The organism is Pseudomonas sp. 2995-3 (genome assembly GCF_002742565.1).
GTDB lineage: Bacteria > Pseudomonadota > Gammaproteobacteria > Pseudomonadales > Pseudomonadaceae > Aquipseudomonas > Aquipseudomonas edaphica.
This window is the reverse complement of record NZ_LJSB01000471.1, coordinates 1-21,497: the sequence shown is the minus strand read 5'-3', so window position 1 is coordinate 21,497 and position 21,497 is coordinate 1. Positions and strand designations below refer to the sequence as shown.

The window sequence follows — 21,497 nt, the reverse complement described above, 5'->3', positions numbered from 1 at the left end:
ACCCCAAGCAACGACAACATGATAAAGGTCGCAAACAACACATGTGGGAGCTGGCTTGCCTGCGATGCAGGCACCTCGGTCTTTCAGCCATACCGAGTTAATGCCATCGCGGGCAAGCCCGACTCCCACATGGGATTTAGGGTGTGCTTGAGGGCCGGTTACACCCCAAGCAACGACAACATGATAAAGGTCGCAAACAACACAAAGTGCGTCATCCCTTCGATGGCATTGGTTTCGCCATCATTGAGGTTGATCGCACTCACCACCAGTGTGATCAACACCATCACGGTCTGCACCGGTGTCATCGCCATCTGGAACGGCTGGCCGGTGTAGAGCGCCATGGCTTCCATCACCGGCACCGTCAAAATCACCGTCGACAACGATGCACCCAGTGCGATGTTGACCACCGACTGCATGCGGTTAGCCAAGGCTGCACGCAATGCCGTCAGAATTTCCGGCGCGGCCGAAATCGCCGCCACCACAATCGCGGTAATCACCGGCGGTGCGCCCGTACCTTCCAGGCCCAGGTCGAGGGTCTTGGACATCACCTCGGCCAATGCGCCAATCACAATCACGCCAAACACCAACGTACCGATGGAAAACGCCAGGTTGATCGACGGCTCCTGCTGTTCTTCCGGCTGCTTTTTTCGGCGTTTTTCCGGGTAGCTATAGCTGAAGAAGTAACTGTGTGGCCCGACCTGCATGCGCAGGAACAGGGTGTAGAGCAACACCATCGCGCCGATGGTGAAGGCCGAGTAAATTTTCCAGTCAGCCTCGGGAATAAACTCCGGCACCACCATCGATACGCCCATGGCGGTGAGGATCATCACGCTGTAACTGCGTGCCGAGTCATCGTTGTAGGACTGTTCACCATGCTTGATGCCGCCCATCAGCGCGGCCAGGCCAAGGATGCCGTTGATATCGAGCATCACCGCCGAATAGATCGTGTCACGTACCAAAGTCGGCGAGGGCTCGTTGCTCATCATGATCGCCAGGATCACCACTTCCACCAGCACGGCGGCGAGGGTGAGGATCATGGTGCCGTAAGGGTCACCGACCTTTTCCGCCAGTTGCTCGGCGTGGTGGGCGACGCGCATCGACGCCATGACAATAAAAGCGATGAGCGCCAAGCCGCCTAGCAGGGCGATCATCTGCCCGCTGTGCAGCATCCAGTGCTCCAACGGGTAGGCGGCGATGGCGGCGATCAACGCCAGCCACATGAATTTTTCTTGCTTGAGGGATGTGAGCATTCCGGGCCTTTTTGTGCAGCAAATCAGTCATTGATGGGGTACAGACTGCACCACGTCGCTAACGTTTCGTTACACCTTAGTTCAGATGGCCCTTGCGCGAATAAAACCAATACTCTCCTGCTGGTCAGGTTTTGCCGACTATTTCAGCCATGGCCTGTAGAATGCCGCCATTGCACCTGATGAGAATTTAGAACATGTACGATTGGCTCAACGCCCTGCCCAAGGCTGAATTGCACCTGCACCTGGAAGGCTCGCTGGAGCCTGAGTTGCTGTTTGCCCTGGCCGAACGCAACAAGATTGCACTGCCGTGGAATGACGTCGAAACCCTGCGCAAGGCCTACGCCTTCAACAACCTGCAAGAGTTTCTCGACCTGTATTACAAAGGCGCCGATGTGCTGCGCACGTCCCAGGATTTCTATGACCTGACCTGGGCCTACCTGCTGCGCTGCAAAGAACAGAACGTGATCCACACCGAACCGTTCTTCGACCCGCAGACCCACACCGACCGTGGCGTGCCATTCGAAGTGGTGCTCAACGGCATCGCCGCTGCGCTCAAAGATGGCGAGCAGCAACTGGGTATCACCAGCGGTTTGATCCTGAGCTTCCTGCGCCACCTGAGCGAAGCCGAAGCCGAGAAAACCCTCGACCAGGCGCTGCCGTTCCGTGACGCGTTTGTGGCCGTCGGCCTGGACAGCTCGGAAATGGGTCACCCACCGAGCAAGTTCCAGCGCGTGTTCGACCGTGCCCGCCATGAAGGCTTCCTTACCGTGGCCCACGCCGGCGAAGAAGGCCCGCCCGAGTACATCTGGGAGGCCATCGACCTGCTGAAAATCCAGCGTATCGACCATGGCGTACGCGCCATCGAAGACGAACGCTTGATGCAGCGCATCATCGACGAGCAGATCCCGCTGACCGTGTGCCCACTGTCCAACACCAAGCTCTGTGTGTTCGACGACATGGCCCAACACAACATCCTCGACATGCTTGAGCGTGGCGTGAAGGTGACGGTGAACTCGGATGACCCGGCGTACTTCGGCGGCTATGTCACCGAGAACTTCCACGCGCTGTACACCTCCCTGGGCATGACCCAGGACCAGGCCAAACGCCTGGCGCAGAACAGCCTGGATGCGCGGCTCGTGAAGCCATAACTGCATAAACGCAGTTCAAATAATGTGGGAGCTGGCTTGCTAGCTCCCACATTGATCTCATCAGCCTTGAGATTGAGTCAGTTCTTCCAGGGTCTTGCCCTTGGTCTCCATCCCAAACACCCCCACCACCAGCGCCGCCACCGCAAAACACAGCGCCCCCAAGGCAAACACCCCACCCTGCCCGGTTATCGGAAACACCAGCCCGGTTACCAACGGCCCCAGCAATGACCCGACCCGGCCAATCGCCGAGGCAAACCCGGAACCGGTGGCCCGCGCCGAAGTGGGATACAGCTCCGGCGTGTAGGTGTACAGCACCGCCCACATGCCAAACAGAAAGAACTGCATCAACAACCCCGAGGTAATCAGCAGCCCCACGTTGCCGCCAAACACCGCGCTCTGCCCATACAGAAACGCCATCACCCCGCCGCCCAGCAATGTCACCACACACACCGGTTTACGGCCCCAACGTTCCACCAGCCAGGCCGCCATCAAGAAGCCCGGTATCCCGCCCAGGGAAATGATCACCGTGTAATACACCGATTGCGTCACGGCAAAACCCGACTGCTGCAACAGCGCACTCAGCCAGGAGGTCAGCCCGTAGAAACCCAGCAAGGCAAAAAACCACACGCTCCAGATCATCATCGTGCGTTGGCGATACTGCGCCGACCACAACTGCTGGAACGCCGAGAAAAACGTGCCCGGCACGCTCTCAACCCGAGGCAAGGCAATCGGCTCCGGCAAGTCCGTTCGCCCCAGCGAGTCGCGGACCTTCTGCTCAATGCCGAGCAACACCTTGTCCGCCGCTGCATGCCGCCCGGCCTGTTCCAGCCAGCGTGGCGATTCCGGGATAAAAAAACGAATCGCCAGCACAAACACCGCCGGTACCGCCAACACCAGGAAGATGTCGCGCCAGCCAATCACCGGCAGCAAAAAGTAGGACAGCACACCCGCCGCCACAAACCCCAGCGGCCAGAAGCCATCCATCAAGGCGATATATCGCCCACGGCCCTTGGCGGGAATCAGCTCCGAGAGCATCGACTGCGCAATCGGGAATTCCATACCCATGCCGATCCCCAGCAGGATGCGAAACAGCGTCAGCGTTTCCACCGTCTGCGCCGTGGAGCACAGGTAACTGGCGACGCCCCACAACACGATGCTCCACTGAAACACCGGCTTGCGCCCGAAACGGTCAGCCAACATGCCGGACAAGGACGCACCGACCACCATGCCGAAAAAACTCGAACTGGCGAGTAACCCGGCCTGGGCCGTGCTCAGGCCGAACTCGGTTTTTATCGAGCCCAACAGGAAGGTCATCATCGCCAGGTCCATGGAGTCGAAAAAAAACGCCAAGGCGATGATGATGAAAATGATTCGGTGGTAACCGCTGATGGGCAACCGTTCCAGCCGTTCCGCTGCGCTATAGCCTTGCATACCCATGCCATACCCCCCGAGTGAAAAATCCCCAAGGCGAGTGTGCGGCATCGTTTTACCCGATTATTGCTGGATACGACCTGACTGAAACTCTGAACGACGCACGCACCTACGCCGTGGCCAGACGGTTGATTTCCGCAAGCCCCAGGTCGGTCACCAGCAAGGCACGCGACTCGTTGACCGCGTTGATCCAGCCGCACTGCAAAAACAACTGCAACAACCCGGCCCCCAATGCACCCCCCAGGTGCGGCTGCTGCTGGCTCCAGTCAAAACAGTCGCAGGCCAACGGCGCAGACAGTGCCTGGATAAAGATGCCCAGGGTCGCGAAATGCTGCGCGCCGGTGACGGTCACGTCGGTACGCTGTTCGTAGCGGTCGATCCAGCCGGCCTCCAGCATGCGCTGATAAAGCCCCGCTGCCAGTTCACCGCCCAGATGCCCCTGGCACAAACGCGCGCGCCGCAACGGCGGCGGCGCCAGGGATACTCGCGGGGAAACCTGCGGAGCGTTGCGTGCGGCACAGGCCAAGGTGGTACAGGCCAATGCGTCGACGGCCGCACAGACATCCACGGCGGCCATGCGAAACAGGCGCTTGCCGCGCTTGGCCTCGCTGCGCAGCAAACCGCTGCCGATAAGGCGCGCAAGATGCGCATTGGCCGACGCGGCAGACAGCCCGGCGAGCATAGCCAGTTCGTCTGCGGTTTTCGCCGAACCGTCCATCAGTGACCAGAGCATGGCGGTGCGCTTGGGCTCAGCGAGCAAGCTGGCGATCTGACTGATGCAAGGTGCTTCTTCCATGTATTCACTCCTTGTAAATCATTTGTCTGCTGCGGTTGGAACCAAAGTATAGGGGCGCAAACCGCCCATTCCGCGGCGTCCGACAGCGCGAATGGGGACAGGCTCTGAGTGAAATTTCTGGCTTTGGTGGAGGCTATTGCCTAACGCTCTATCGCCCCGGCCTTTGCGCGGTCAAAGCCGCACAACGGGACACGAGCATTTCCCGCAGCAGGTTAATGGGTTTACTCAACTGAGCACGGTGGGCGCACAGCAGGTTGAGCGGCGTGCGCTCGCCGCGCAGCTCCGGCAACACCAGGCGCAAACGCCCCGCGAGCACGTCGGTGCTCACATCCAGCCACGACTTGTAGGCAATGCCGACACCCGCCACCGCCCAGCGGCGCACCACATCGGCGTCGTCACTGAAGCGATCACCGCTTACCGTCAGGCCGAGCTCGCGCTTGCCGTCGTAAAAACCCCAGTGGTCGTGGACACGGCTGCCCAGCATGTACAACAGGCAATTGTGCTGCGCCAACTGCTCAAGATGCCGGGGCTCGCCATGCCGTGCCAGGTAGCTGGGTGCGGCGCACAGCACGCGAATGTTGTCCGGGGCGATGGGCAGCGCGACCAGGCTGGAATCTTCAGGCTCGCCGTAGCGCAGGGCGATATCCACCGGCTGGCGGAACAGGTCGGCAATGCGGTCGCCCAGCAGCAGGCGGATGTTCAATTGCGGGTATTCAAGCTGAAACTCATCCAGCCACGGCAGTAACTGGTTGCGCCCGAAATCCGACGGCGCCGACAGTTGCAGCACACCGCTGACATGGTCCTGGCCGCTGGCCAATAAGCGCCGCCCTTCGTCCAGCGAACTCAACGCGGCGCGGGCATATTCCAAAAAACCCTCGCCTTCAGCGGTCAAGCGCAAACTGCGAGTGGAGCGCGCCAGCAAGCGCGTGCCCAGTTGCTGTTCGATACGCTTGAGCGCCGCGCTCGCCACGGCAGGCGAGAGGTCCATGATGCGTGCAGCGGCCGACAAACTGCCGAGGTCCGCCGCCCGCACAAACAACTGCAAATCATCAAAACGCAGCATGTACCCTCGCCTATTATCAAAATTCTATTGAAACAGACTGCTGTTTTAGCCGCTTTTATCTGTGCTGGAAATAGCTAATCATCTGCCCATCCCGTACATCACGTGTCTGGAGTTGAATATGTCCGCTGCCTTTAACGTCATCGCCACGCTGATCGCCAAACCCGGCCAGCAGGCCAAGTTGGAAACCCTGCTGCGCGGCCTGTTGGAACCGACTCGCCTGGAAGCCGGTTGCGAGCAGTACGACCTGCACCAGGACCTGCAACACCCAGAAACCTTCTACATGCTCGAACGCTGGAGCGACGACGCGGCGCTGGCCGATCACGACCAGAGCGCGCATATCCAAAGCTTCCGCGCCAAGGCTGCGGATGTGCTCGAACATTTCGAACTCAAGCGCCTGCAATTTCTTGCCTGATCACCCCATCAGCAAGTTTTTGTGGCGAGCACACTTGCTTGCGCTGGGGTGCGAAGCGCTTACCGACAGGTTTTGGGGCTGCTTCGCAGCCCAGCGGGAGCAAGCTCCCTCGCCACATTTAGCCTGACTCTCGACCACCTTCTTTACTCGGAGCCAATATGAAAGCCATTGCCTACTACGCCTCACTGCCGATCAGCGACGAAAAATCCCTGCAAGACATCCAATTGCCGGAGCCGGTCGCCGGCCCGCGTGACCTGCTGGTGGAAGTCAAAGCCATCTCGGTCAACCCGGTGGACACCAAAGTGCGCCAGAACGTCGCCCCGGAAAACGGCGCGGCCAAGGTGCTGGGCTGGGACGTAGCCGGTGTGGTCAGGGCGGTCGGCAGCGAAGTGACGCTGTTCAAGGCGGGCGACAAGGTGTTCTACGCCGGTTCCCTGGTGCGCCCAGGCGGCAACAGCGAACTGCACACCGTGGATGAACGCATCGTTGGCCATATGCCCAAGAGCCTGGGGTTTGCCGAAGCCGCCGCACTGCCACTCACCGCCATCACCGCCTGGGAGCTGCTGTTCGAGCGCCTGCAAGTACGTGAAGGTAAAGAAGATGAAGGCCAGAGCCTGCTGATCGTTGGCGCTGCCGGCGGTGTGGGTTCGATCCTGACCCAGTTGGCCAAGCAGCTCACCGCATTGAACGTTATCGGCACCGCCTCACGCCCGGAAACCCAGGAATGGGCCAAGGCGCTCGGCGCCGATGTGGTGATCGATCACAGCCAGCCACTGAGCGAGGCGTTGAAAAATGCCGGCCAGGCGCAGGTAACCCACGTCGCCAGCCTGACCCAGACCGACCATCACTTGGACGAACTGGTCGAAGCCCTGCAGCCGCAAGGCAAGCTGGCGTTGATCGACGATCCCAAGGTGCTGGATGTGAGCAAACTCAAGCGCAAGAGCCTGTCACTGCACTGGGAGTTCATGTACACACGCTCGATGTTCGAGACGCCGGACATGATCGAACAGCACAATCTGCTCAACCGCGTGGCCGAGCTGATCGACGCCGGCACCTTGAAAACCACGGTGGGCGAGCACTTCGGCGTGATCAACGCAGCCAACCTGCGCCGCGCCCATGCGCTGCTGGAAAGCGGCAAGGCCAAGGGCAAGATCGTATTGGAAGGGTTCTAACAAGTAGCTGTCAGAGTCGTCCATTATTCATGTGAGTAATGGACGACACCGCTAGTCAGAGAGTTGATCTTTGTCATATTTTCGAACGCATTCAGGTTTATATTGGCCGCCTTTGCCACGATTCTTTTACGTGAGGAAGTCAGCAATGAAGATCCTGATAAGAGCGTTAGCAAAATCCCCAGGCAACAAATGGCAGGTCAGCCTCGACGGTGACGCCTTCACCTTCCGCAGTGAGGCCGAGGCCCGCGCCTTTGCCGACACCCTGCAAGCCCGCATCCAGGCGCCCCACCGCATTCCCCTCAGCCAGCAACGCTCCGCCGCCGGCTGATTAGCACCTCAGACCTGCGCCTGCGCGGCCCTCGCCCGTTGCAGGCGCTGGGTCGACACCGCAATCGTCACCGCCAATACACCGCACAAGCTGATGACCATCGCCATCGGCATCGCCGTGCCGTCGTGCAACACGCCGACCAAGGACGCCGCGCCTGCCGCCACACCAAACTGAATGCAACCGAGCAATGCCGAGGCGCTGCCGGCCCGTGCACCCTGCCCGGCCATGGCACACGCCGAGGTGTTGGGCAAAATGCAGCCCAGGCTGGCGATGCAGATAAACAGCGGCACCAGTAACGGCCATAACGCCTCGGTACGCAGCGCGGCAATGCTCAACAGCGTCAACGCCGCCGCCACGTAGACCCACACGGTGCGCGACAGCAGAAACGCCGGGCCACGCTTGGCCAGCAACCGCGCATTAAGCTGCGCTACCAGGATAAAGCCGGCGGCATTGGAGCCAAATACCCAGCCGTAATGCTCGGCGGGCACGCCATAGAGTTTGATAAAGACGAACGGGGAACCGGCGATGTAGGCAAACATCCCGGCAATCGAGATACCACCGGTGAGGGCGTAGCCCAGATAAACCCGGTCCGACAACAGGCTGACATAGCGGCTCAGCGAGCCGGACAGCGGTTGACGCGGCTTGTCGGCCGGCAAGGTTTCCGGCAACCCGACCGCCACGGCGATGGCCGCCATCACGCTGAAAATCGACAACGCGAGGAAAATCGACTGCCAGCCCCACAGGCCGACCATCACCCCACCCGCCAACGGCGCGAGGATCGGCGCCAGGCCGGTCACCAGCATCAGCTGCGAATAGACTTTGGCCGAGCCCACGGCATCACATTTGTCGCTGACCACCGCCCGCGAAATCACCATGCCCGCGCAGCCGCCAAGGGCTTGAACAAAACGCGCGCCTATCAACCAGTCCAGGGACGGCGCGTAGGCGCAGGCGAAGGACGCCAGGGTAAACAGGGTCACGCCACTGAGCAGCGGCACGCGCCGGCCAAAGCGATCCGCCAGCGGCCCGTAGATCAATTGGCCGATGGCCAGGCCGCCGAAATACACGGCGAGGGTCAGCTGGATGTGTTTTTCGTCGGTGGCAAAGGCGGTGGCCATCGCCGGAAAGCCCGGCAGGTAAAAATCAATCGCCAACGGCGCGAAGGCGCTCAAGGCGCCCAGAATCAGGATTATGCGGAGGTTCATCAGACACCCAAGTGAGTCGGCAGCCCGACAGTCTAGCCGCGCTTGGGTGTGATGAACATTACGATAGCTCGCTAACTATCGGAAATTTTACGCGAGCTTGGCGCTGTAGCCTTCTTCGGTGATCAGCGCGATGACTTGCTCGTCGGACAGCCGGCTTTCAACCCCGACTTCCTTGGCGGCCAGGTTGACGTTGACGCTCGCCGCCGGGTCCTGGCTGTGTACTGCTTGAGTGACCGCCCGAACACAATGGCCGCAGGTCATTCCTTCAACACTGAATACTTGCATGACATGACTCCTTTGATGAGGTTGGCGCCAGTCTCGACCTTGCCACGATGGCAAGGTCAAGCGCTCAAAATTGCGACCGGGCTGGTATTCCAGCGTTGCCTCGGCCAAGCTTCATGCATCTTGGATTTGAACCACGGAGCATTCGCCATGCGCTGGTCGTTTTTTAGCCTTATCGGCCTGTTGAGCTTGTCCGCCGCTGCGCCCATGGCGTACGCGGACCAGGACTATGCGGTGTTGATCATTTCCCGCGAGCGCCTGGAAGTGCCGACCAATTGCGAAATCGGCCTGTATATCCAGGACCAGTTGGCCGGGCGCCTGTTCCAGGAACAGGCCACCTCGTTCAACTTGCCGGCGGGCAATGTGTCGCTGCGCCTCAAGCTGCTGCCGGGTCAATCGCCAGGTTGCCTGCCGGGCATGCTCGCACCGCCTGCGCAGAACATCACGCTTAAAGCCGGCGACGTGCGCAAAGTACGCATCGCGCAAGGCCCGGATGGCATGTACCTGAAGAACGCCGCACTGGATTACTGAACACGCTTGACCTTCCCAATAGGTCAAGGTTGATGCTAGGGGCAACTTCTCTGGAGGACTGCCCCATGAATGGATCCACCACCTTTGACCTGCCCATCAGCGGCATGACCTGCGCCAGCTGTGCCGGGCGTGTCGAGCGCGCGCTGGGCAAGGTGCCGGGGGTGCAAAGCGTCAGCGTCAACCTGGCCAACGAACGTGCCCACATCGAAGTTCTCGGTCAGATGGACCCCGGCGTGCTGATCGCCGCCGTCGACAAGGCCGGCTACACCGCCACCCTGCCGCAAAGCGAGACCGTCACCGACGCTAAACAGGCCCGGCGTCTGCACCACGAGCGCTGGTCGTTGTTGTTGGCCATCGCGTTGGTGCTGCCATTGGTGCTGCCGATGCTGGTGGAGCCGTTCGGCCTGCATTGGATGCTCCCGGCCTGGGTGCAATTCGCGCTGGCCACTCCCGTGCAATTCATCTTTGGCGCACGCTTCTATATAGCCGCCTGGAAAGCCGTGCGCGCCGGTGCTGGCAATATGGACCTGCTGGTGGCCATCGGCACCAGCGCCGGTTATGGCCTGAGCATTTATGAATGGCTCACCGCGCCCGTGGGCACTATGCCGCACCTGTATTTCGAAGCCTCGGCCGTGGTGATCGCCCTGGTGTTGCTGGGCAAATACCTCGAAAGCCGCGCCAAGCGCCAGACCGCCAGCGCCATCCGTGCCCTCGAAGCCCTGCGCCCGGAACGCGCGATTCGCGTGTTTGAAGGCCGTGAAGAAGACGTCGCCATCACTGCGCTGAAGCTCGACGACCTGGTGCTGGTCAAACCCGGCGAGCGCTTCCCGGTGGACGGCGAAGTGGTGGACGGCCAAAGCCATGCCGACGAGGCCTTGATCAGCGGCGAGAGCCTGCCGGTGCCGAAACAGCCGGGCGACAAGATCACCGGCGGCGCCATTAATGGCGAAGGCCGCTTGCTGGTACGCACCCAGGCGCTGGGTGCAGAAAGTGTGCTGGCGCGAATCATCCGTCTGGTGGAAGACGCCCAGGCTGCCAAGGCACCGATCCAGAAACTGGTGGATAAAGTCAGCCAGGTCTTTGTGCCGGCCGTGCTGGTGCTGGCCTTGGTTACGCTGGTGGGGTGGTGGTTGTACGGCGCTTCACTGGAAACCGCGATCATCAATGCCGTCGCGGTACTGGTGATTGCTTGCCCATGCGCCCTGGGCCTGGCCACACCGACCGCCATCATGGCCGGCACCGGCGTGGCGGCGCGCTATGGCATCCTGATCAAGGACGCCGAAGCGCTGGAACGTGCCCATGCCGTCAGCGCGGTAGTGTTCGACAAGACCGGCACACTCACCTCCGGCGCGCCAAAAATTGCGCACCTGGCCGCGGTGGATGGCAATGAAGATTTATTGCTGCAACAGGCTGGCGCCTTGCAACGCGGCAGCGAGCACCCGTTGGCCAAGGCCGTGCTGGATGCGTGTGGTGAAAAAGGGCTGATCGTGGCGGACGTGAGCGCCAGCCAATCGCTGACCGGACGCGGCATTGCTGGCACTTTGGATGGCCGTGAACTGGCCTTGGGCAACCGCCGCATGCTCGAAGAGAACGGCTTGAGCGCAGGTGAGCTGGCCGAGTCTGCCAACGCCTGGGAAGCCGAAGGCCGCACCTTGTCGTGGTTGATTGAACAAGGCGCACAACCACGCGTGTTGGGGCTGTTTGCGTTTGGCGACACCCTCAAGCCCGGCGCATTGGAAGCCGTGGAACAACTCAAGGCTCAGCACATCAGCAGCCACTTGCTCACCGGCGATAATCGCGGCAGTGCCCGCGTGGTCGCCCTGGCGCTGGGCATCGATGATGTACACGCCGAAGTGCTGCCAGCCGACAAGGCCGCGACGGTGGCCGAGCTGAAAAAGACCGGCGTCGTCGCCATGGTCGGCGATGGCATCAACGACGCCCCGGCCCTGGCCGCCGCCGATATCGGCATCGCCATGGGCGGCGGTACCGATGTGGCTATGCACGCCGCCGGGATCACGCTGATGCGTGGCGACCCGCGCCTGGTGCCGGCCGCGCTGGAGATCAGCCGCAAGACCTACGCAAAAATCCGCCAGAACCTGTTCTGGGCCTTTGTGTATAACTTGATCGGCATTCCGCTGGCTGCCTTTGGCCTGCTCAACCCGGTACTCGCAGGTGCGGCCATGGCCTTGTCCAGCGTCAGCGTGGTGAGCAATGCGTTATTGTTGAAAACCTGGAAACCGGAGCAATTGGAGGACAAGCGCCCATGAACATAGGCCAAGCTGCCCGCCAGAGCGGGCTGAGCGCCAAGATGATTCGCTACTACGAATCCATCGGCCTGCTCAAAGCCGCGCACCGCACCGACAGCGGCTACCGCGTGTATGGCAGCGATGACTTGCACACGTTGGCGTTTATCAAACGCTCGCGGGATCTGGGGTTTTCGTTGGAAGAAGTCGGCAAGCTGCTGACCCTGTGGCAAGACCGCCAGCGGGCCAGCGCCGACGTAAAAGCCCTGGCGCGCCAGCATATCGAGGAACTGAACCAGAAGATTCTGGAGCTGGGGCAATTGCGCGACACGTTGCAGGACCTGGTGGAACACTGCCAGGGTGACCATCGGCCGGATTGCCCGATTCTCAAGGAGTTGGCGTCGGGCAGCTGTTGCGCCTGATCAGACCTGCACAAAACAAATATGGGAACAGGCTTATGTGGCGGCTGCCTTATGTGGGAGCTGGCTTGCCTGCGATTGCATCACCGCGATTTAACTGACATACCGAGGTGTCTGCATCGCAGGCAAGCCAGCTCCCACAACAAGCCAGCTCCCACACTTTTTAGATCTCCAATTGCCGGGAGATCACTGCATCCAAGGCGGCGGCGGTTCTTCCGCAGTCTTGCTCGGTGGCGCATCATCCGCCGCCCGAACCGCTTGCTTGCGCTCTTCATCCAGCCGCGCCGCTTCGATTTCGCGGATCACACCGCCCACATCCGCCAGCTCTTCCGGCTCATCAAACTCGCCGGTCAACACGCTGGCCGGGTGCAAGGTGCCGGCTTCGTACAGTGCCCACATTTCCTTGGCGTACTTGGTCTTCTTCAACTCCGGGGCAAAACGCCCGAAGTAGGAAGCCATGTTGCCCACATCCCGCTCCAGCATGCTGAATGCGTGGTTGTTGCCCGCCGCATCCACTGCCTGGGGCAGGTCGATGATCACCGGGCCGGTCGGCGTGAGCAGTACGTTGAACTCGGACAGGTCACCGTGCACCAGGCCAGTACACAGCATCAGCACGATCTGGGAAATCAGGAAGGCGTGATATTCGCGCGCCTGGTCCGGCTCCAGCGTTACGTCGTTAAGACGCGGCGCTGCATCGCCGTACTCGTCGGCCACCAGTTCCATCAGCAGCACGCCTTCCAGGAAGTCGAACGGCTGAGGCACGCGAACGCCCGCGCCGGCGAGGCGGAACAACGCCGCCACTTCGGCGTTTTGCCAAGCGTCTTCGGTTTCTTTCTTGCCGAACTTGGAGCCTTTCGCCATGGCCCGGGCCTGGCGGCTGTTACGAACCTTACGGCCTTCCTGGTATTCGGATGCCTGACGAAAACTTCGTTTATTCGCCTCCTTGTAAACCTTGGCGCAACGCAATTCATTGCCGCAGCGCACCACATAAACAGCTGCTTCTTTACCGCTCATGAGAGGGCGCAGCACTTCGTCGACCAGACCGTCTTCGATCAGGGGTTCAATGCGTTTAGGAGTCTTCATCAGCTTTTATTGTGGGTCCTTTATTACCAAATACGCGTATGGCACTCGTTATACGGCAATCGGCGCGCCGGTGGGAGGGGCTACCGACCTCTGACCGCTGAAGAATGCACTCAATATGCCAATTTCGTCGGCATTCAGCGTTCGATAATCGCCGTCACGCCCTGGCCGCCAGCGGCGCAGATCGAAATCAGCCCTCTGCCCTTGCCCGCCGCGTCGAGCAATTTGGCCAGGTTGGCGACGATGCGCCCGCCTGTGGCGGCAAACGGGTGGCCGGCCGCCAATGAGCTGCCTTTGACGTTGAGCCGGCTGCGATCAATGGCGCCCAGCGGCGCGTCGAGCCCCAGAAGCGTCCTGCAATACTCCGGGTCTTCCCAGGCCTTGAGCGTGCACAAAACTTGGGCAGCAAAGGCTTCGTGAATCTCGTAGTAGTCAAAATCCTGGAGTGTCAGGCCATTTCTCGCCAGCAAGCGTGGCACCGCGTACACCGGTGCCATGAGCAGGCCTTCGGCGCCGTTGACGAAATCCACAGCCGCCGCTTCGCCATCGCGCAAGTAAGCCAGAATCGGCAAGCCACGTTCTTTGGCCCAGGCTTCACTGCCCAGCAGCACCAAGGAGGCGCCGTCGGTCAGTGGCGTGGAGTTACCGGCGGTGAGCGTGCCCTTTTCACTGCGCTCGAACGCCGGTTTAAGGTTGGCGAGTTTTTCCAGGGTCAGGTCGGGGCGCAGGTTATTGTCGCGGGTCAGGCCGAGAAACGGCGTAAGCAAATCGTTGTGCCAGCCTTCGGCGTAGGACGCGGCCATTTTCTGATGGCTTTCCAACGCCAGTTGATCCTGCTCGGCACGCGGTATCTGCCAGGTCTGCGCCATCAGCTCGCAATGCTGGCCCATGGACAGGCCGGTGCGCGGCTCGCCATTGCGTGGCAGCTCCGGCTTAAGGTGATGGGGACGAAGTTGTAACAGGACTTTTAATTTATCCGCCATGGACTTGCTGCGGTTGGCTTGCAACAAGATTTTGCGCAGGCCTTCATTCACACCAATCGGCGCATCGGACGTAGTGTCGACGCCGCCGGCAATCCCGCATTCGATCTGCCCCAGGGCAATCTTGTTGGCCACCAGCAACGCCGCTTCCAGCCCGGTGCCGCACGCCTGCTGAATGTCATAGGCCGGGGTTTGCGGCGACAGGCGCGAGCCCAGCACGCATTCGCGGGTGAGGTTGAAGTCGCGCGAATGCTTGAGCACCGCACCGGCCGCCACCTCGCCGATGCGCAGGCCGTGCAGGTTGTAGCGCTCGATCAGGCCTTCGAGGGCAGCGGTGAGCATCGCCTGGTTACTCGCCGTGGCATATGGGCCATTGGAACGGGCGAAGGGGATGCGGTTACCGCCAATGATCGCTACACGGCGCAATTGAGTCATGGAAAGCTCCCTGAAGGTTATGGGGTGAATCTCTGAGCCTAGCCTAGGCTCAATCGAACGACTTTCACCTATTGATGGTCCACCGTTTGAACCCCAGCACTCGGAGAGCGTTCCATGTCTGACCGTTATATCGACTTCGCCAACTCAAGCCTCGGCCATCGCCTGGTCGCCGCCATTGGCCTGCCGTCACCGGTACGCCTGGAACGCTGGCAAGCTGGGCGCCTGCGCCCGGTGGAAGGTGCTCTGCTGCTGGGCGGTGGCGCGCTGGCCGCCAAGGTGCAGGTATTTGCGCACAAACTGACCGACGCGATTTACACCTACGGCGCCGAATCGTCGACCTGGATCCCAGGCCACGGCCCCAAGCTCAAGGCCGTGGTGTTTGACGCCAGCGACTTGCAGCACACCGACCAACTCAAGCAACTGCGCGAATTCTTTCAGCCTTTGCTGAAAAATCTCGATCACAGCGCACATCTGGTGATTCTGGGACGCGCGCCGGAAAGCCTCAGCGACCCGTTTGCCGCCAGTGCACAGCGTGCCCTGGAGGGTTTCAGCCGTTCACTGGCCAAGGAATTGCGCAGCGGCGGCGTGTTGCAACTGTTGTATGTGGGCGACGGCGCTGAAGATCAGCTGGAAGGCGCGCTGCGTTTCTTCCTGTCACCGAAAAGTGCGTATATCTCTGGCCAGGTCATTCGCCTGCAGGCCTGCGCCACCCCGGTTGAAGACTGGACGCGCCCGCTGGCCGGGCGCAAGGCGCTGGTCACGGGTGCTGCGCGTGGTATCGGCGCCTCCATTGCCGAAACCCTGGCGCGCGACGGTGCCGAAGTGATCGTGCTGGATGTGCCCCAGGCCAAGGCCGACCTCGAAGCCCTCGCCGCTCGCTTGGGTGCGCGCACCGTGGTGCTGGATATCTGCGCCGAAGACGCGGCCACACAGTTGATCGAACACCTGCCCGACGGCATCGACATCGTGGTGCATAACGCAGGCATCACCCGCGATAAAACCCTGGCCAACATGACGCCGGAATATTGGGACGCCGTATTGGCGGTCAACCTCAACGCGCCCCAAGTGCTGACCAAAGCCCTGCTTGATAGCGGCACCCTGCACGACAACGGCCGCGTAGTGCTGCTGGCGTCGATCAGCGGGATTGCCGGTAATCGCGGGCAAACCAACTACGCCGCGAGCAAGGCCGGGCTGATTGGCCTTGCCCAGGCGTGGGCGCCGCTGCTGGGCGAGCGTGGCATCAGCATCAACGCGGTCGCGCCGGGTTTTATCGAAACCCAGATGACCGCGCACATTCCCTTCGCCCTGCGTGAAGCCGGGCGGCGCATGAGTTCCTTGGGCCAGGGTGGTTTGCCGCAAGACGTGGCCGAAGCCGTCGCCTGGCTCGGGCAGCCGGGTTCCGGGGCCGTCAGCGGCCAGGCGCTGCGCGTATGTGGGCAAAGCCTGCTGGGAGCGTGACTATGCAGTGGCAGACATTGGACAGCACCCCGTTTCTGTTGCCGCTGTATTGGCGGGCGGCGCTCAAGCGCAAGGTCAGCGGCAGCACCTTGCCGGATGAAGGGTTGCGCTGCCATGTGCGCGTGAACCCGGCCGACGTCGCGGCTTATCGCAAGGTCTGCGGGTTTGCCGACAGCCCGGTGCTGCCGGGCACTTACCCGCATATCCTGGCGTTCGGTTTGCAGATGCAATTGCTCACCGACAAAAAATTCCCCTTTCCACTGCTGGGGTTGATTCACCTGAGCAATCGCATTCGTATCCACCGGCCATTGGGCGGCGTGAATAACCTGCTGGTCGGTGTATACGCGCACAATCTGCAGCCCCACGCCAAAGGTGCGACCTTTGACATTGTGACCACGGTCGAGGATGCGCTGGGACTGTTGTGGGAAGCCAACAGCCGCATGCTGTGTCGAGGCGTGAAGCTGGACGGCGAGGCGCAAGTGGAGCCCTTGTCCGTCTTCGGCAATGTCAGCGAACTGGCGCGGTGGAAGGCGCCCGCTGATATCGGCCGCCAATACGCGCGGGTATCCGGCGACTACAACCCGATCCACCTGAGCGCGCTGACGGCCAAGCTGTTCGGCTTTCCCCAGGCTATCGCTCATGGGCTGTGGAATACCGCCCGAACATTGGCCGCGCTACACGAGCACTTGCCTGCCGCCAATGTAGAAATAGACGTCGAGTTCAAAAAACCGGTACGCCTGCCCAGTGAAGTTGTTTTGCTCAGCAGTGCCGCAGGCTCGAGCGGAGAGTTACAGTTGAACGGCGCCGGCGATATTCAACATATGCTCGGCAAGTGGCAACCCATCGCCTGAAAAAAGCACATTAATTGTATATATACACCCTAAGTTATAGCGGACGCCTCTGCGTCCGTTTGTTTATTCAAGCCCATGATTTTTAAAATATAAATATCTTGATACATCCCTCGATTACACCCTTCGTATTAGTCATTAAGCCGACTGCAGCCCGGTGTATATAAATCGTTAATACCAAGTTGAGCGTTGCGCGAAAGAGTGCCCGGGTCTGTGATGACAACACGGACAAACGTATCGCTATCCCTAGAAATAGCGAGCGTTTGAAAACAACCCAGGTTGTACAGGTGCAAGGAAACTCAATCATGAAAACTCAAACTCAAGTAGTGCTTTGGAAAGCAAGTACCGCGCTGGCCCTGGTCATGGCGATGAGCCTCGGTGGCTGCAGCAGCGGTGGTGGCGGGCATCACAGCAGTGTGGCGGCATCTTCTCCTGATGCAGGTGCAGGTAGCGGCGCTGGTGGTGGTACTGGCGGTGGTACTGGCGGTGGTACAGGTGGCGGAACCGGTGGTGGCACTGGCGGCGGTACAGATGGCGGTACCGGTGGTGGCACTGGCGGCGGCACAGGTGGCGGAACCGGCGGCGGCACTGGCGGCGGCACAGGTGGTGGAACCGGTGGCGGCACTGGTGGCGGAACCGGCGGTGGCACAGGTGGCGGCACCGGTGGTGGCACTGGCGGTGGCACTGGTGGCGGAACCGGCGGTGGCACAGGTGGCGGCACAGGTGGCGGCACTGGCGGCGGCACAGGTGGCGGAACCGGCGGCGGCACAGGTTCAACCACTACACCTCTGGTTACCGGCCAGATTGCCGGCACCCTGGGCGGCACTGTCGGTAACGTAGGCGCAGCGGTCGGTGACCTCGGTTCGACCTTGAACAATGTGCCTATCGTCGGCACAACAGCAGGCGGCCTGGTTACGGCGACCGGCACTGCAGTCACCAGCATCGGCACTGGCGTCACCAACGGTCTTGGTTCGCTGGGCACTAACAGCAACTCCCTGGGCATCACGGTCGCAGGTGTAGGTAATGGCGTTGCCGATCTGGGCTCTGGCCTGTCGACCACTGGGAAATCGCTCTCGACCACCCTCGGCGGCGTACCCGTAGTGGGCGGTTTGACCGGTGGCGTCGGTGGAGCGGTAGGTGGTGTAGTGGATAAAGTCGGTCAAGCCGTCACCATGCTCGGCGATACCGTCAGCACTGCCAGCACCACTGGCCCATTGGGCTCGTTAACTAACACAGTGGGCGGCAAAGTACTGGTGCCTGTGGTGTCGCTGGTGGAAAACACTACCGGCAACCTCGGCAAGGCAACCGGCCTGGGCACCCCTGTGAATGGGCTGCTGGATAAAGTCGGCAGCACCGTCACCGGCCTGGGCACCCAAGTCGCCAGTGCTGGCGGCACCGGCAACCCTGTTACCACCATCGTCGGCAGCGCTCTGACGGGCGTAGGCGGCACACTCGATAAATCCGGCGGCTATGTCGCTCCAGCCAGTGGCGCAGCAGCGCCCGGCCTGCCTGAACTGGTCGGTGGCCTGGTGGCCAACGTGGGTAGCGGCCTGAACGCCGGCAACACCAACGGCACTGTGAGTGCAGCAGGTGTCACCGGTGGCGCATTGGGCAACACGGTCGCCTCGCTCGGCACCGTTCTCGGTGGCACGGGCGTCGCCAACACCGCCGCCACTGCGCCGGTGGCAGGCCTGGCCACTAACGTGGGCGCGGCGCTTAACCCAGTAACGTCCGGTGTAACCAGCCTGACCCAAAACGTCGGCACCACTACCGGCCTCGGCGCTCCAGTCAACGGCCTGGTGACTCAAGTCGGCGGTGCAGTGAGCGGTATCGGCACTAACCTGACCGCAGCCAATGCCAACCCAGTCACCAACGCGGTAGGTACCACCGTCACCGCAGTCGGCAACACCGTAGGCTCGGTAGGTGGTTTGGTCACCGGTGGCACCAGTGGCAGTAGCGGCGGCTTGCTCGGCGGCCTCACCGGCGGCACCGGCGCCAGCACATCGGGCAGTGGCACTACAACCACGGTTACAAGCGGGGGTCTGGGCGGTTTGCTGAACGGCCTGACCGGCAAAAAATAAATTGCACCTGGCCGATTAGACGGCCTCCCCTACAGCGCCTACGCTTGGTTGAGACGAGAGACCCTTATAAGTCTCTCGTCTTTTTTATGGGCCGGTCTTATCTAAAAAACCTGGCCCTCCCGAACCGCGTCCCAGAACCCGGCGGGCCCGAAACGCTGCTGCAGTTTGACCATGGAGTGTCCTATGCGCGTGTTGACGCCGTTGTTATTGCTCACCCTCAGTGCTTACGTTCAGGCCGAGACCCTTCCCAGCTTCCTCAACAGCAACGACACCATCCGCAACTTGCCGGTGCCCAACCTGCCCGCCGACGCTTATCGGCCGACCACACCCCAGACCCAGTTGCCGCAAGCGCCTGCCACCCAGAACCAGCCGTTGCTGATGGACACCAAAGTCACCATCCGCAAGCTGCAGATCGAGGGCGGCACGATCTACCCGCTGGACGAAACAGCCAAGGCCTATGCGCCCCTGATTGGCCGTGAGACCAACCTCGCGCAACTGATCGAAGCCACCCGCACGATCACGCGTCGCTACCAGCAGGACGGCTACCTGTTGTCCTACGCGTTCCTGCCGCAACAGAGCTTCGAAAACGGCCTGGTGCGCGTGGTATTGGTGGAGGGTTACATCAAGGATTACGAGCAAAGCGGCGACATCGGCTCAGTCTCGGCCTACGTCGACAAGCTGGCTAACAAACTGCTGGCCGAGCGCCCGCTCACGCGCAAGACGTTCGAGCGCTATACCACGCTGATGGGGCGTATTCCCGGCGTGACCCTGCAGGCGCAAGTGCCGCCGCCGGGCACCACCGATGGCGCCACGCACATGAAGATCGAAGCCTCGCGCAAACCGTTTACCACCAGCATGAGCCTGGTCGATAACAACCGTAACGGCACCCAAGCGTTGCTCACCGCCACCAGCAATTCCCAGACGTCCATGGGCGAGCAGCTTTACGTCAGCGGCCTGTTCCCGCCGGGTGACGACAAAGAACATTACTACCGCGTGGGCTACAGCCAATTCATCAATGCCGAGGGCAGCCAGTTGATACTGGGCGCCGAGCGTTATCGCGCCGACCCCAAAAGCAATATCCAGCTGGACGGCGGCTTCGAGCTCAAGCCGCACCAGTCGATCGACCGCTACACCATTGGCCTCAGCCACCCGCTGATTGCCTCACCCAATGAGTCGCTGACACTGGCCACACGCCTGTATGCGGTGGACCAGACCACGCGCTATCAACTCGTGGGCTACCCCAACCGTTTCGACATCGAAAGCGACCTGCGCGCCCTTGCGTTCGAGGGTGACTGGCGCAAGTCCGACACCCGCCAGTTGCGCATCCTCAGCGCCGGCCTGTACCAAGGCATCAACGGCCTGGGTGCCAGAGCCCACAGCGACCTGGGCACGGCTAAACCTGATCTGGACTTCTTCCGCCTGCGCCTTTCCGGTGTGCAGAGCGACAAGTTCTTCGACAACTGGCAAGGCGTGCTTTCGGGTGCGTTCTACTGGAGCGACGCCACCTTGCCCGACAGCGAGCGCGCCACCTTTGGCGGGCAGAACTTCGGCCGTGGCTACCCCGATGATCAAGCTTCGGGCGACAAGGGCTGGGGCGTGGCGTATGAGGTCAACTACAGCTTCAACCGCGCTGGCGACTGGGTGAAGATTCTGCAACCGTATGTGGTGCTTGACCGCGCCAAGACCTGGTTCAACGAACTGCCGGTCAAAGGCAACGACATGTCCTCGGCGGCCGTGGGCCTGCGCTTCGGCGACAACAAGTACTACAACATCGCCCTGGAAGCGGCCAAGCCGATGTCGGACATCGCCCTGGACAGCTTTAACCGGCGGCCGCGGTATACCTTGAGTTTCAGTTATCAGTTGTGAGGTTTGTGGGAGGCTGCGGGGCTGCGGAGTACATATCCGTTATTTGGGTGATGGCTGCTTATGGTTCCGCTCTTACAGCGGCTCACTTTTGGAAAGACCCAAAAGTAAGCAAAAGGTCTTCGCCCCAACACTCGGTGCCTCGCTTAGGCTCGGCATGCCCGCAATCCGACAGTGATTTGGGGGGCCGCCGCGCTGGGCCATCCTTGGCCCAGCGCGGCTAAACCGGCATCCCTGCCGGTTTACCCCCCAAATCCCTGTCAGATTCCGGCCATCGTGTTTGACGGGGCGATTTCAGATCAAGATCACGATCAAAAGCGCAGATCAAAAGACCGCTGACTTCGCCAGCGAAAAGGATGTAAGAGCCGGAGCAACAGCAAATCCATACTCGGTCTAATGTGGGAGCTGGCTTGCCTGCGATGGCATCAACTCGGTGTGCCTGATGTACCGAGGTGTCTGCATCGCAGGCAAGCCA

At 61.1% G+C, this 21,497-nt stretch carries 19 protein-coding genes; 11 read left to right on the top strand and 8 right to left on the bottom strand.

The genetic code is table 11. The features are described 5' to 3' along the window. Positions 1 to 158 precede the first annotated feature (158 nt). A complete protein-coding gene (locus tag AOA62_RS31190) occupies positions 159 to 1,250 on the bottom strand; it encodes a calcium:proton antiporter (RefSeq protein WP_099550556.1) in 1,092 nt (363 codons plus the stop codon). 194 nt (positions 1,251 to 1,444) lie between these two features. Between AOA62_RS31190 and AOA62_RS31185 the strand changes: the two genes are divergently transcribed. Next, the gene (locus tag AOA62_RS31185) at positions 1,445 to 2,398 is read left to right on the top strand and encodes an adenosine deaminase (protein ID WP_017134717.1); all 954 of its coding nucleotides are present in this window, start codon (positions 1,445 to 1,447) and stop codon (positions 2,396 to 2,398) included. A gap of 60 nt (positions 2,399 to 2,458) precedes the next feature. Here the strand turns inward: AOA62_RS31185 and AOA62_RS31180 are convergent, their stop codons facing one another. The 3 genes from AOA62_RS31180 to AOA62_RS31170 form a co-directional block, all read right to left on the bottom strand. After that, positions 2,459 to 3,835, bottom strand: coding sequence for an MFS transporter (locus AOA62_RS31180; RefSeq protein WP_099550555.1), 1,377 nt, complete (start codon positions 3,833 to 3,835; stop codon positions 2,459 to 2,461). A gap of 103 nt (positions 3,836 to 3,938) precedes the next feature. Beyond that, positions 3,939 to 4,625, bottom strand: a complete 687-nt coding sequence (locus AOA62_RS31175) for a helix-turn-helix transcriptional regulator (protein WP_099550554.1) — start codon at positions 4,623 to 4,625, stop codon at positions 3,939 to 3,941. Between the two features lie 148 nt (positions 4,626 to 4,773). Next, complete coding sequence (locus tag AOA62_RS31170) at positions 4,774 to 5,688, bottom strand: LysR family transcriptional regulator (protein WP_099550553.1); 915 nt, start codon at positions 5,686 to 5,688, stop codon at positions 4,774 to 4,776. A 118-nt stretch (positions 5,689 to 5,806) separates the two neighbouring features. On the opposite strand from AOA62_RS31170, the gene AOA62_RS31165 reads away from it, so the two are divergent. The 3 genes from AOA62_RS31165 (at position 5,807) to AOA62_RS31155 (ending at position 7,600) form a co-directional block, all read left to right on the top strand. Beyond that, a complete protein-coding gene (locus AOA62_RS31165; RefSeq protein ID WP_017134713.1) occupies positions 5,807 to 6,100 on the top strand; it encodes a putative quinol monooxygenase in 294 nt (97 codons plus the stop codon). Positions 6,101 to 6,258: 158 nt separating this feature from the next. Next, complete coding sequence (locus AOA62_RS31160) at positions 6,259 to 7,272, top strand: zinc-binding alcohol dehydrogenase family protein (RefSeq protein WP_099550552.1); 1,014 nt, start codon at positions 6,259 to 6,261, stop codon at positions 7,270 to 7,272. Between the two features lie 145 nt (positions 7,273 to 7,417). After that, positions 7,418 to 7,600, top strand: a complete 183-nt coding sequence (locus AOA62_RS31155; RefSeq protein WP_017134711.1) for a hypothetical protein — start codon at positions 7,418 to 7,420, stop codon at positions 7,598 to 7,600. An 8-nt stretch (positions 7,601 to 7,608) separates the two neighbouring features. Here AOA62_RS31155 and AOA62_RS31150 read toward each other — a convergent pair whose 3' ends face one another. Together AOA62_RS31150 and AOA62_RS31145 are read right to left on the bottom strand one after the other, a co-directional pair. Then, positions 7,609 to 8,802 carry a multidrug effflux MFS transporter gene (locus tag AOA62_RS31150; RefSeq protein ID WP_099550551.1) on the bottom strand — a complete coding sequence of 398 codons (1,194 nt, stop codon included), beginning with the start codon at positions 8,800 to 8,802 and terminating at the stop codon, positions 7,609 to 7,611. Between the two features lie 87 nt (positions 8,803 to 8,889). Further along, positions 8,890 to 9,087 (bottom strand): heavy-metal-associated domain-containing protein, encoded by a 198-nt coding sequence (locus tag AOA62_RS31145; RefSeq protein ID WP_017134709.1) that lies wholly within the window; start codon positions 9,085 to 9,087, stop codon positions 8,890 to 8,892. 147 nt (positions 9,088 to 9,234) lie between these two features. Between AOA62_RS31145 and AOA62_RS31140 the strand changes: the two genes are divergently transcribed. The 3 genes from AOA62_RS31140 to cueR all read left to right on the top strand — a co-directional run bounded on the left by AOA62_RS31140 (position 9,235) and on the right by cueR (position 12,280). Continuing rightward, the gene (locus tag AOA62_RS31140) at positions 9,235 to 9,615 is read left to right on the top strand and encodes a hypothetical protein (RefSeq protein ID WP_069786911.1); all 381 of its coding nucleotides are present in this window, start codon (positions 9,235 to 9,237) and stop codon (positions 9,613 to 9,615) included. A 65-nt stretch (positions 9,616 to 9,680) separates the two neighbouring features. After that, the gene (locus AOA62_RS31135; RefSeq protein ID WP_099550550.1) at positions 9,681 to 11,882 is read left to right on the top strand and encodes a cation-translocating P-type ATPase; all 2,202 of its coding nucleotides are present in this window, start codon (positions 9,681 to 9,683) and stop codon (positions 11,880 to 11,882) included. Next, on the top strand, positions 11,879 to 12,280 hold the full coding sequence (cueR, locus tag AOA62_RS31130; protein ID WP_017134706.1) for a Cu(I)-responsive transcriptional regulator: 402 nt from the start codon (positions 11,879 to 11,881) through the stop codon (positions 12,278 to 12,280). Before AOA62_RS31135 ends, cueR begins: the two co-directional genes overlap by 4 nt. 183 nt (positions 12,281 to 12,463) lie before the next feature. On the opposite strand, the gene AOA62_RS31125 is transcribed toward cueR, so the two are convergent. After that, positions 12,464 to 13,360 carry a PA4780 family RIO1-like protein kinase gene (locus AOA62_RS31125; RefSeq protein ID WP_017134705.1) on the bottom strand — a complete coding sequence of 299 codons (897 nt, stop codon included), beginning with the start codon at positions 13,358 to 13,360 and terminating at the stop codon, positions 12,464 to 12,466. 134 nt (positions 13,361 to 13,494) lie between these two features. Beyond that, positions 13,495 to 14,772, bottom strand: coding sequence for an acetyl-CoA C-acetyltransferase (locus tag AOA62_RS31120; protein WP_099550549.1), 1,278 nt, complete (start codon positions 14,770 to 14,772; stop codon positions 13,495 to 13,497). 114 nt (positions 14,773 to 14,886) lie between these two features. Here AOA62_RS31120 and AOA62_RS31115 point away from each other — a divergent pair, with 114 nt between their 5' ends. From AOA62_RS31115 to AOA62_RS31095, 4 genes are all read left to right on the top strand, one after another. Beyond that, a complete protein-coding gene (locus AOA62_RS31115) occupies positions 14,887 to 16,230 on the top strand; it encodes a 3-oxoacyl-ACP reductase (RefSeq protein ID WP_017134703.1) in 1,344 nt (447 codons plus the stop codon). A 2-nt stretch (positions 16,231 to 16,232) separates the two neighbouring features. Next, a complete protein-coding gene (locus AOA62_RS31110) occupies positions 16,233 to 17,081 on the top strand; it encodes a MaoC/PaaZ C-terminal domain-containing protein (RefSeq protein ID WP_099550548.1) in 849 nt (282 codons plus the stop codon). A gap of 302 nt (positions 17,082 to 17,383) precedes the next feature. Continuing rightward, a complete protein-coding gene (locus AOA62_RS31100) occupies positions 17,384 to 19,159 on the top strand; it encodes a collagen-like triple helix repeat-containing protein (RefSeq protein ID WP_256592513.1) in 1,776 nt (591 codons plus the stop codon). Positions 19,160 to 19,342: 183 nt separating this feature from the next. Further along, entirely contained in the window at positions 19,343 to 21,025 is a 1,683-nt protein-coding gene (locus tag AOA62_RS31095; protein ID WP_017134701.1) for a ShlB/FhaC/HecB family hemolysin secretion/activation protein, read from the top strand. Positions 21,026 to 21,497: the final 472 nt, after the last annotated feature.

What these genes read in the sequence shown, in the direction of transcription:
- AOA62_RS31190 (WP_099550556.1), bottom strand. Translation starts at nt 1,250, where the DNA reads ATGCTCACATCCCTCAAGCAAGAAAAATTCATGTGGCTGGCGTTGATC.
- AOA62_RS31185 (WP_017134717.1), top strand. Translation starts at nt 1,445, where the DNA reads ATGTACGATTGGCTCAACGCCCTGCCCAAGGCTGAATTGCACCTGCAC.
- AOA62_RS31180 (WP_099550555.1), bottom strand. Translation starts at nt 3,835, where the DNA reads ATGGGTATGCAAGGCTATAGCGCAGCGGAACGGCTGGAACGGTTGCCC.
- AOA62_RS31175 (WP_099550554.1), bottom strand. Translation starts at nt 4,625, where the DNA reads ATGGAAGAAGCACCTTGCATCAGTCAGATCGCCAGCTTGCTCGCTGAG.
- AOA62_RS31170 (WP_099550553.1), bottom strand. Translation starts at nt 5,688, where the DNA reads ATGCTGCGTTTTGATGATTTGCAGTTGTTTGTGCGGGCGGCGGACCTC.
- AOA62_RS31165 (WP_017134713.1), top strand. Translation starts at nt 5,807, where the DNA reads ATGTCCGCTGCCTTTAACGTCATCGCCACGCTGATCGCCAAACCCGGC.
- AOA62_RS31160 (WP_099550552.1), top strand. Translation starts at nt 6,259, where the DNA reads ATGAAAGCCATTGCCTACTACGCCTCACTGCCGATCAGCGACGAAAAA.
- AOA62_RS31155 (WP_017134711.1), top strand. Translation starts at nt 7,418, where the DNA reads ATGAAGATCCTGATAAGAGCGTTAGCAAAATCCCCAGGCAACAAATGG.
- AOA62_RS31150 (WP_099550551.1), bottom strand. Translation starts at nt 8,802, where the DNA reads ATGAACCTCCGCATAATCCTGATTCTGGGCGCCTTGAGCGCCTTCGCG.
- AOA62_RS31145 (WP_017134709.1), bottom strand. Translation starts at nt 9,087, where the DNA reads ATGCAAGTATTCAGTGTTGAAGGAATGACCTGCGGCCATTGTGTTCGG.
- AOA62_RS31140 (WP_069786911.1), top strand. Translation starts at nt 9,235, where the DNA reads ATGCGCTGGTCGTTTTTTAGCCTTATCGGCCTGTTGAGCTTGTCCGCC.
- AOA62_RS31135 (WP_099550550.1), top strand. Translation starts at nt 9,681, where the DNA reads ATGAATGGATCCACCACCTTTGACCTGCCCATCAGCGGCATGACCTGC.
- cueR (WP_017134706.1), top strand. Translation starts at nt 11,879, where the DNA reads ATGAACATAGGCCAAGCTGCCCGCCAGAGCGGGCTGAGCGCCAAGATG.
- AOA62_RS31125 (WP_017134705.1), bottom strand. Translation starts at nt 13,360, where the DNA reads ATGAAGACTCCTAAACGCATTGAACCCCTGATCGAAGACGGTCTGGTC.
- AOA62_RS31120 (WP_099550549.1), bottom strand. Translation starts at nt 14,772, where the DNA reads ATGACTCAATTGCGCCGTGTAGCGATCATTGGCGGTAACCGCATCCCC.
- AOA62_RS31115 (WP_017134703.1), top strand. Translation starts at nt 14,887, where the DNA reads ATGTCTGACCGTTATATCGACTTCGCCAACTCAAGCCTCGGCCATCGC.
- AOA62_RS31110 (WP_099550548.1), top strand. Translation starts at nt 16,233, where the DNA reads ATGCAGTGGCAGACATTGGACAGCACCCCGTTTCTGTTGCCGCTGTAT.
- AOA62_RS31100 (WP_256592513.1), top strand. Translation starts at nt 17,384, where the DNA reads ATGAAAACTCAAACTCAAGTAGTGCTTTGGAAAGCAAGTACCGCGCTG.
- AOA62_RS31095 (WP_017134701.1), top strand. Translation starts at nt 19,343, where the DNA reads ATGCGCGTGTTGACGCCGTTGTTATTGCTCACCCTCAGTGCTTACGTT.